This window comes from Streptomyces fuscigenes, from assembly GCF_021556455.1.
GTDB classification, from domain to species: domain Bacteria; phylum Actinomycetota; class Actinomycetes; order Streptomycetales; family Streptomycetaceae; genus Streptomyces; species Streptomyces fuscigenes.
The window spans coordinates 1-10,067 of the sequence record NZ_JAKGCV010000197.1; the positions used below are offsets into that span (position 1 = coordinate 1).

A 10,067-nucleotide genomic window follows, 5' to 3' on the forward strand; every position below is an offset into this window, starting at 1 on the left:
CGGGGCGTCCCGGTGCCCGCTCGGCCGGCGCCCGGCCGGTGCCGGTACCCGACCCGGTGGCCTCCTGCGGCTGGGCCGCCGGCAGCTCCGGCAGCCGCTCGGGCGCCTCGACCCCGGCCGGGGCCTCCACGGCGCGCTGCGCCGCCGCCTCCCGGTTCGGCGAAGACGCCTGCGAGTAGCCCTGCGGCGGCAGTTCGCCGAGGTTCAGCGGCAGGTACAGCGTGAAGGTGGAGCCGCGGCCCGGCTCGCTGGCCGCGTGGATCTCGCCGCCGAGCAGCCGCGCGATCTCCCGGCTGATGGACAGGCCGAGGCCCGTTCCGCCGTACTTGCGGCTCGTCGTGCCGTCGGCCTGCTTGAACGCCTCGAAGATCACCCGCATCTTGCTCGCGGCGATCCCGATGCCGGTGTCGGTGACCGAGAACGCGATCAGGTCGCCGTCGGCCTCGTTCAGGGAGCCCGCCTCCAGCAGCTGCTCCCTGATCGCGATCGGGACGTCCGCGCCGGCCGGCCTGATCACGAGCTCGACCGCGCCCGAGTCGGTGAACTTCACCGCGTTCGACAGGAGGTTGCGCAGCACCTGGAGGAGCCGCTGCTCGTCGGTGTGCAGGGTCGCCGGCAGTTCCGGCGAGACCCGTACGGAGAAGTCGAGGCCCTTCTCCGCCGTCAGCGGGCGGAAGGTCGCCTCCACGTAGTCGACGAGCTGCACCAGCGCGATCCGCGTCGGGCTGACGTCCATCTTGCCCGCCTCGACCTTCGACAGGTCGAGGATGTCGTTGATCAGCTGGAGCAGGTCCGAGCCCGCACCGTGGATGGTCTCCGCGAACTCCACCTGCTTCGGCGACAGGTTCGACTCGGCGTTGTCCGCGAGGAGCTTCGCGAGGATGAGCAGCGAGTTGAGCGGTGTGCGCAGCTCGTGCGACATGTTCGCGAGGAACTCCGACTTGTAGCGCATGGAGACCGCGAGCTGCTCGGCACGCTCCTCCAGCACCTGGCGGGCGTCCTCGATCTCGGTGTTCTTGAACTCGATGTCTCGGTTCTGGCGGGCCAGCAGCTCGGCCTTGTCCTCCAGTTCGGCGTTGGACGCCTGGAGCGCCTTCTGCCGGTTCTCCAGCTCGGCCGAGCGCTCCCGCAGCTGCTCCGTCAGCTCCTGCGACTGCTTCAGCAGCACCTCCGTCTTGGAGTTGACGCTGATGGTGTTGACGCTGGTCGCGATCATCTCCGCGATCTGCTTGAGGAAGTCGCGCTGGATCTGCGTGAAGGGCTGGAAGGACGCCAGCTCGATGACGCCGAGCACCTTCCCGTCGAAGAGCACCGGCAGCACGATCACGTGCGCGGGGGACGCCTCGCCGAGCCCGGAGGAGATCTTCAGGTAGCCCGGCGGCACGTTGACCTGGATCGTGCGCTTCTCCTCGGCCGCCGTGCCGATGAGCCCCTGCCCCGGCCGGAACGAGGTCGGCATCGAGCCCGCCGAATAGCCGTAGCTCCCGCGCAGGCACAGCTCGAAGTTGCCGTCGCGGCCGGGGTCGGCGCCCAGCTCGGGGCCCGTGCCCGTCTGCATGGCGAGGAAGAACGCGCCGTGCTGTGCGGACACCACCGGCGTCAGCTCGCTCATGATGAGCGAGGCCACGTCGTCGAGGTCGCGCCTGCCCTGCATCAGGCCGGAGATGCGGGCCAGGTTGCCCTTCAGCCAGTCCTGCTCCTCGTTGGCGATGGTGGTGTCGCGCAGGTTGGCGATCATCGTGTTGATGTAGTCCTGGAGATCCTTGATCTCGCCGGCCGCGTCCACGTCGATCTTCACGCCGAGGTCGCCGCGGGTCACCGCCGTGGCCACGTTGGAGATCGCGCGCACCTGGCCGGTGAGGTTGCCGGCCATCTCGTTGACCGACTCGGTCAGGTCGCGCCACGTGCCGTCCACGGCCCGCACGCGCGCCTGGCCGCCGAGGATGCCCTCCGTACCCACCTCGCGGGCCACGCGCGTGACCTCGTCCGCGAAGTTCGAGAGCTGGTCGACCATCGTGTTGACGGTGTTCTTCAGCTCCTGGATCTCGCCGCGCGCGTCGATGTCGATCTTCCGCGTCAGGTCGCCCTTCGCGATGGCCGTGGTCACCGTCGCGATCTGCCGCACCTGCCCGGTCAGGTTCGACGCCATCAGGTTCACCGAGTCGGTGAGGTCCTTCCAGGTGCCCGAGACGCCCGGGACGCGCGCCTGGCCGCCCAGCTCGCCCTCGGTGCCCACCTGCCGCGCGACCCGGGTGACCTCGTCCGCGAACGACGACAGCGTCGTCACCATCGTGTTGACGGTGTCGGCGAGTTCGGCGACCTCGCCGCGCGCCTCGACCGTCACCTTCTTCGTCAGGTCGCCGTGGGCGACGGCGGACGAGACCCGCGAGATGTTGCGCACCTGGCTGGTCAGGTTGTTCGCCATCGTGTTGACGTTGTCGCTGAGGTCCTTCCAGATGCCGACGACGCCCCGCACCCGCGCCTGGCCGCCGAGGATGCCCTCCGTGCCGACCTCGCGCGCCACGCGGGTGACCTCGTCCGCGAAGTTCGACAGCTGGTCGACCATCGTGTTGACGGTGGTGACCAGGTCGAGGATCTCGCCCTTCGCGTCGACCGTGATCTTCTTCGACAGGTCGCCCATGGCCACCGCGGTGGTGACCTCGGCGATGTTGCGGACCTGCGACGTCAGGTTGTTCGCCATGAAGTTGACGGACTGCGTGAGGTCCTTCCACGTACCGGCGACGCCCTTGACCTCCGCCTGGCCGCCCAGCTCGCCCTCGGTGCCCACCTCGCGGGCCACGCGCGTGACCTCGTCGGCGAAGCTGGAGAGCTGATCGACCATGGTGTTCAGGGTCGACTTCAGCTCCAGGATCTCGCCCCGGGCGTCGACGCTGATCTTCTGCGACAGGTCGCCGCGCGCCACGGCCGTGGCGACCTGCGCGATGGAGCGGACCTGGTCCGTCAGGTTCCCGGCCATGCCGTTCACCGAGTCCGTCAGGTCCCGCCACACCCCGGCCACGCCGGGCACCTGCGCCTGCCCGCCCAGCCGGCCGTCGGTGCCCACCTCGCGCGCCACCCGGGTGACCTGGTCGGCGAACGCCGACAGCTGGTCGACCATCGTGTTGATGGTGTTCTTCAGCTCGAGGATCTCGCCCTTGGCGTCGACGTCGACCTTCTTCGACAGGTCGCCGCGCGCCACGGCCGTCGTCACCTGCGCGATCTGCCGGACCTGGCTCGTCAGGTTGCCGGCCATGAAGTTGACGGAGTCCGTCAGCTCCTTCCACGTGCCCGAGACACCCGGCACGCGCGCCTGACCGCCGAGGCGGCCCTCGGAACCCACGTCCCGCGACATCCGCGTCACCTGGTCCGCGAAGCTGGAGAGCTGCGCCACCATCGTGTTGACGGTGTTCTTCAGCTCCAGCATCTCGCCGGCGACCTCGACCTTGACCTTCTGCGACAGGTCGCCGTTGGCGACCGCCGTGGTCACCTGCGCGATGTCGCGCACCTGGCCGGTGAGGTTGCGGAAGGCGTTGTTCACCGAGTCGGTGAGGTCCTTCCAGGTGCCGGCCGCGCCGGGCACGTGCGCCTGACCGCCGAGGCGGCCCTCGACGCCGACCTCCCGCGCGACGCGGGTCACCTCCGAACCGAACGACTGGAGCTGGTCCACCATCGTGTTGACGGTGTTCTTCAGCTCCAGCATCTCGCCGGCGACCTCGACCTCGACCTTCTGCGACAGGTCGCCGTTGGCGACCGCCGTGGTCACCTGCGCGATGTCGCGCACCTGCGTGGTCAGGTTCCGGAAGACCGTGTTGACGGAGTCCGTCAGGTCCTTCCACGTCCCCGCGGCGCCCGGCACCTGCGCCTGCCCGCCGAGCAGGCCCTCCGCGCCGACCTCGCTCGCCACGCGCGTGACCTCGTCGGCGAACGTCCGCAGCGTCTCGGTCATCTGGTTGATCGTGTCCGCGAGCCGCGCGACCTCGCCGCGCGCGCTCACCGTGACCTTCCGGGACAGGTCGCCGTTCGCGACGGCCGTCGTCACCGAAGCGATGCCGCGCACCTGGCTCGTCAGGTTCGTCGCCATCGTGTTGACGGAGTCGGTGAGGTCCTTCCACACGCCCGCGACGCCTGCGACCTCCGCCTGCCCGCCGAGCTCGCCCTCCGTGCCCACCTCGCGGGCCACCCGCGTCACCTCGGAGGAGAACGACGACAGCTGGTCCACCATGGTGTTCACGGTGTTCTTCAGCTGGAGCATCTCGCCGGCCACGTGCACCGTGACCTTGCGCGACAGGTCGCCCTTCGCGACGGCCGTCGTCACCAGGGCGATGTCGCGCACCTGCGCCGTCAGCCGGTACGCCATCGTGTTGACGGAGTCCGTCAGGTCCTTCCAGGACCCGGCCATGCCGCGCACCTTCGCCTGGCCGCCGAGCTTGCCCTCGGTGCCGACCTCCAGCGCGACGCGCGTCACCTCGTCCGTGAAGGCGGACAGCTGGTCGACGAGGTTGTTCACGGTACGGGCGACCTTGAGGAACTCGCCCCGCAAGGGCCGCTCGGCAACCGTCCCGTGCGCGCCCTCGCCCGGCGAACGCAGGTCCATCCGCTGGGCCAGGTCGCCCTCGGCGACGGCCGACAGCACGCGGCCCACCTCGGACACCGGCCGGGCCAGGTCGTCCACGAGCGCGTTCGCCGCGTCGATCGCGGCGGCCCAGGACCCCTCGCAGGTCCCCGTCTCCAGCCGTTCCGTGAGCTTGCCCTCGCGGCCGACGACCCGGCGCACCCGGGCGACCTCGCCCGTCAGGTGCAGGTGGCGGTCGGCGACCTCGTTGAACACGGCGGCGATCTCCGCCATCGTGTCGTCGCCCGTCACGGTCAGGCGCTTGCGGAAGTTGCCGTCCCGCATCGCGACCAGACCCGTCAGCAGTCTGTTCAGGGCCGCCGAGTCCACCTCGGTCGTCCCGCCGCTCCGGGACCGTCCGCCTTTCGCGCGCGAGCGATCACCGCGCGCTGCCACGCCAGACTCCACCGCGTGTCCCTCCAAGGGGGGTCGACCGTACCGTCCGGTTTCTCACCGGAAGCCTGCCCAGTGTTTCACCCTGCTCGAACCAGGTGATAACAGTTCGGCAGCTACCTACAGCGTCGCATCCTCGAAGGACGGAATCCGAGCCGACCGGCATCCCCCGGGACAGCGAAGGTAAGTAACCTGGCATACGGCTGTCCACCCGTCCCGGTCGCCCGGCAAGGGGCGGTGTGACCGACGTACTACACCGGGCACCGGGAGGGGCGGGGCCGTTTCATGGCGGAGCCGGGCGTGGAAACGCTTACGAGGAGTTCTGTGATCACCGCGCGGGCGGCTGCCACCTTCGACCCCGAGGGGCGGTCCGTCGCGGCCGCCCGTGCCTTCGTGCGGGACACGCTCCAGGGCTGGGGCTGCTCGGACGTCGTCGACGACGCGGTGGTCCTGACCAGCGAACTCGTCACCAACGCGGTCATCCACGCGGGCACCGCCGCCGACGTGCGCTGCCTGCGCACCGGCGAGGGGGTGCGGGTCGAGGTCGCCGACCGCTACCCGGAACGCGAGGTGCCCGTCCAGGCCACCGGCCAGTCGTTCGGCAACCTCGACAGCGAGCACGGCCGGGGTCTGCTGCTGTGCGCGGCCCTCGCCTCGCGCTGGGGCGTGGAGTACACCCCTTCCTACAAGCAGGTCTGGTTCCAGCTCGACATGCCCGAGCGGCCCGTCGGCACCCGCTCCGCGGGCCCGGCGCTCCCGACGGCGCTCCTGCCGGTCGCCGAGGAGGACCGCGTCCGCGTCGCGGTGATCCAGGTCGACCAGGACGCCGTCGTCTCCGGGTGGAACGAGGACGCGACGGCGCTGTTCGGCTACGCGGCGGAGCAGACGGTCGGCAAGCCCGTCACCGACTTCGCGGCGTGGCCGCACACCCCCGGCATCAGCATGGGCGTCGTGGAGGCGCTGCAGCTCTCGCGCTGGGAGGGCAGCTACGGCATCCGCGGCGCGGACGGCAGAGTCGTCCCCGTGTACGCCTCCCACCTGCGCGTCCGGGACACGCGCGGCGAGCCTTCCACGGTGTGCCTGCTCGTGCGGGACACGGAGCGCGCGGTCATCCAGACGCCCCCGCGGCAGGCGTCGAAGGAGCACCACGGCGAGAACCGCACCGCCGACCCGTTCGAGGTCTTCATCGGCTCCCCCGCCCCCGACGACCTCGACGGCCTCCTCCAGCGCACCGTCGAGCGCTCCCGCGACATGCTCGACGCCGACGCGGCGTTCCTCCTGCTCGCCACCGACGACGAGACCGAGCTGGAGGTGCGCGCCACCACCGGCCTGCCCTCGGCGCGCCAGCGCTTCGCGCGCGTGCCCGTCGAGGCCGGCACCGGCCGCTACGGGTCCGCCCGGCTGCCCGCCGTCCACGACGACCTCGGCGCCGTCCCCGGTGCCGTGCCGCTCCTCGCGGGCACGGGCATGCGTTCCGTCGTCACCGTCCCGCTGAAGGTCGAGGGCCGCCTCACCGGCTCACTCGGCGTGGCCTCCGAGGCCCCGGGCCGCTACTCCAACGAGCAGGCGCTGCGGCTGCAGTTCGCCGCCGACCGGATCGCGCTCGCCGTCGAGTCGGCGCGGCTCGGCGAGCTGGAGCGGCTGCGCCGCGGCTCGCTGTCCTTCCTCGTCGAGGCCTCGGACCTGCTCGCGGGGACCCTGGACCGCGACCAGACGCTCGCGCTCATGGCGCAGATGACCGTCCCCACGCTCGCCACGTGGTGCGCCGTCTACACGATCGCGGACCAGTCCTCGGAGCCGGAGCTGTCGTTCGTCCTGCACGAGGACGAGGAGCGCATCGACGGCCTGAAGGCGCTGCTCACGAAGATCAGCCCGCCGGAGCCCGTCCCGACGCCGGGCGCCCGCCTGTGGACGGCGCCCGCCGACGCCGCGCACCAGTCGGCGCTGCGCACCTCGATGCGGGAGCTCACGAGCGGCTCGACGAGGGCCGGTTCGGGTGTGGGGCCGTCGCTGGCGACGGCGGCGGCGGTGGGCGGCGAAACGGTCGTGCTGCCGCTCGTCGCACGCAACCGCGTCATCGGCATGCTGACGCTGGGCAAGCCCTCGGACGACCACTTCCGCCAGGAGATCCTGGAGCTGGCCGAGGACCTGTCCCGCAGGGCCGCCCTCGCGCTCGACAACGCGCGCCTGTACTCGGAGCGCACCGCGATCAGCCAGTCCCTCCAGCGCAGCCTGCTGCCGCCGGAGCTGCCGGTGATCCCCGGTGTCGAGGTCGAGGTCATCTACCGTGCGGCGGGCGAGGGCAACGAGGTCGGCGGCGACTTCTACGACCTGTTCCCCATCAGCGACGGCACGTACGGCTTCGCCATCGGCGACGTCTGCGGCACGGGCCCGGAGGCGGCGGCGGTCACGGGCCTCGCGCGGCACGCGCTGCGGCTGCTCGCCCGCGAGGGCCTCGGCGGCCCGGCGGTACTGGAGCGGCTGAACGCCGCCATCCTCGACGAGGGGCCCCGCAGCCGCTTCCTGACGCTGCTGTACGGCGAACTGCGGCCGCAGGACGACGGCAGCGCCAAACTGCAGATGGTGTGCGCGGGCCACCCGCTGCCGCTCCGCCTGCGGCAGGACGGCACGGTCGAGCCGGCGGCGGAACCGCAGACGCTGCTGGGCGTGATGGACGACCTCGAACTGTACGAGCAGACCGTCACGCTCGACCCGGGCGACGTCCTGCTGTGCGTCACGGACGGCGTGACGGAGCGCCGCGAGGGCACGAGGATGCTGGGCGACGACGGGCTCGCCGAGGTCCTGGCGACGTGTACGGGCCTGACGGCCGGCGCGGTCGCGGCTCGCATCCTGCGCGCGGTCGAACGCTTCGCCGCCGCGCCCGCCTCGGACGACATGGCCATCGTGGCGCTGCGCGTGCCCGAGCCGCACGCCTGAGCGTCCCCGGCGGGCGTACGCGCCGCCACGGGGGCGGCGCGATCCGGCGGCGACGCCGGGGCGACGGCGGCACGCGGTTCCTCCGCAGCGACCGGGGCGCGCCCGTCGACGCCCCGGCCGGGACGGGCGGTCAGCCGACGCGCGCCTCGTCGTATGCGTCGCGGGCGCGGAAGACGTCCTTGAGGCTGCCCTCGGCCCAGCGCGCCAGCGCCCAGACCTGCTGGGCCGCCTCCCGCCCCAGGTCCGTCAGGGAGTAGTCGACGCGGGGCGGAATGACGGGCTTGGCGTCCCGCAGCACGAAACCGTCCCGTTCCAGGGTCTGGAGGGTCTGGGCCAGCATCTTCTCGCTGACGCCGGACACCTCCCGGCGCAGTTCGCTGAAGCGGTACGAGCGCTCCAGCAGCGCGGCCAGCACCAGTACGCCCCACCGGCTGGTCACGTGCTCCAGCACGAGCCGTGAGGGGCACTCCACCCGGTTCACGTTCGGCCCGTCGGCGCTGCCCCGCGCCGGCGTCCCCTCCGCGATGAACCGTCCGACCTGGGACTTCTCACTCACGTTCACACCAGTACCTTACTTCAAAGTGGGTACTTACGAAAAGATGTGTACCCGCCCTACGGTGACTGAGTGCGGCACGGACGTGCCGCCGGATTCGAGCAGCCTTCCGAAGTGGAGAGACGTACGCGATGAGCATCGTGATCACCGGGGCGACGGGACAGCTGGGGCGCCTGGTCGTGGCCGATCTACTGGCGGCAGGGGTGCCGGCGGACGGCATGACCGCGGTGGCCCGCAGCAAGGAGAAGGCGGAGGACCTGGCGGCGGACGGTGTCCGGGTGCACGTCGCCGACTACGACGACCCGGAGTCCTTCGCGGACGCCTTCCGCTCCGGCGACCGGGTCCTGTTGATCTCGGGGACCGACCTGGGCCGGCGCACGGCGCAGCACGCGACGGTCATCGACGCGGCGCGGGCCGCGGGGGTGGCGCAGCTCGCGTATGTGGGTGTCTTCGGCGGGCCGGACGCGGACTTCCTGCTGGCGGCTGAGCACCGCGAGACGGAGCAGCTGATCCTGGACGCGGGCGTGCCGTACACGTTCCTGCGCAACAACTGGTACACGGAGGCCCCGTCGTTCACGGCGGACCTGCGGGGCATCCTGGACCGCGGCGCGGTCGCGTCGAGCACCGTGCCGGGCGCCCGCATCGCCACGGCGCCGCGCGCGGACTACGCGGCGGCCGCGGCGCGCGTGCTGCGGGAGGACGGGCACCTGGGCCGCGCGTACGAGCTGAGCGGCGACGCGGCCTGGTCGTTCGAGGAATTCGCCGACGAGGTGTCACGCCAGTCCGGCCGCACGGTCGTCCACCACATCATGACGGCCGACGAGCATCGGGCGGCGCTGGTGGCGGCGGGGCTCCCGGAGGCCGTCGCGGACATCCTGGTCGACGTGGACGCGGCGATCAGCCGGGGCCGGCTGGCGGGTACGCCGGGCGACCTGTCCCGCCTGCTGGCTCGACCCACCACGCCGCTCGCCCGCACGATCCGGGAGGCCCTGGCGACGCTCGACGGCCGCTGAGCCGTTGAGCGGCTGGGCCGTTGAGCCGCTGGATGCCAGTTGCCGGTTCGCCGTTGAGCGGAAGCCGACGGCGCCACCGGCGACGGCGGGCAAGGACATCGGTCACGGCGAGAGCGCCAGAACTGGGAAAGGCCCCCGCCTGTGGCGGGGGCCTTTCCGAGTGGAGCCCCAATACGGAATCGAACCGTAGACCTTCTCCTTACCATGGAGACGCTCTGCCGACTGAGCTATTGGGGCGCAGCGACAAGCAGAAGCATACCCGACCTCCCTGGGCCGCAGAACCAGGGCGCCGGCCGGGCCCGGGTCGGACGACACGGGGAAGTGCCGGTCGCGGAACGGGACTTCGCGGAACGAGGAAGAGCGCGGGAGTCGGGGAGCGAACCGGGCTCCGGGGGTCCGGGAGTCCTGGCGCCCGGAAAGTTGCTCTGGAAAGCAGAAAGGGCCCGTACCATCCCGGCACGGGCCCTTCCCACAACAATTGTTCGGCGGCGACCTACTCTCCCACAGGGTCCCCCCTGCAGTACCATCGGCGCGGTAAGGCTTAGCTTCCGGGTTCGGA

4 protein-coding genes, 1 tRNA gene and 1 rRNA gene are annotated in these 10,067 nt (G+C 71.6%); 2 read left to right on the forward strand and 4 right to left on the reverse strand.

The genetic code is table 11. From position 1 onward, the window contains the following. Positions 1 to 5,020 (reverse strand): HAMP domain-containing protein (locus L1885_RS16800; RefSeq protein ID WP_235797934.1); only part of this gene is annotated, 5,020 nt, incomplete at its 3' end. A 270-nt stretch (positions 5,021 to 5,290) separates the two neighbouring features. On the opposite strand from L1885_RS16800, the gene L1885_RS16805 reads away from it, so the two are divergent. Beyond that, positions 5,291 to 7,942: a SpoIIE family protein phosphatase gene (locus L1885_RS16805; protein ID WP_235797935.1), complete on the forward strand. Its 2,652-nt coding sequence runs from the start codon at positions 5,291 to 5,293 to the stop codon at positions 7,940 to 7,942. 130 nt (positions 7,943 to 8,072) lie between these two features. Here L1885_RS16805 and L1885_RS16810 read toward each other — a convergent pair whose 3' ends face one another. Beyond that, the gene (locus L1885_RS16810) at positions 8,073 to 8,468 is read right to left on the reverse strand and encodes a winged helix-turn-helix transcriptional regulator (RefSeq protein WP_235797937.1); all 396 of its coding nucleotides are present in this window, start codon (positions 8,466 to 8,468) and stop codon (positions 8,073 to 8,075) included. Positions 8,469 to 8,626: 158 nt separating this feature from the next. Between L1885_RS16810 and L1885_RS16815 the strand changes: the two genes are divergently transcribed. Then, positions 8,627 to 9,508 (forward strand): SDR family oxidoreductase, encoded by an 882-nt coding sequence (locus L1885_RS16815; protein WP_235797936.1) that lies wholly within the window; start codon positions 8,627 to 8,629, stop codon positions 9,506 to 9,508. 161 nt (positions 9,509 to 9,669) lie between these two features. Here the strand turns inward: L1885_RS16815 and L1885_RS16820 are convergent. Next, positions 9,670 to 9,745 (reverse strand) — tRNA-Thr (locus L1885_RS16820). Positions 9,746 to 9,988: 243 nt separating this feature from the next. Next, a 5S ribosomal RNA gene (gene rrf, locus L1885_RS16825) occupies positions 9,989 to 10,067 on the reverse strand; the annotation flags it as partial.

Excerpts from the sequence above, each read along its gene's own strand:
- L1885_RS16815 (WP_235797936.1), top strand. The coding sequence starts at position 8,627 with ATGAGCATCGTGATCACCGGGGCGACGGGACAGCTGGGGCGCCTGGTC.
- L1885_RS16805 (WP_235797935.1), top strand. The coding sequence starts at position 5,291 with ATGGCGGAGCCGGGCGTGGAAACGCTTACGAGGAGTTCTGTGATCACC.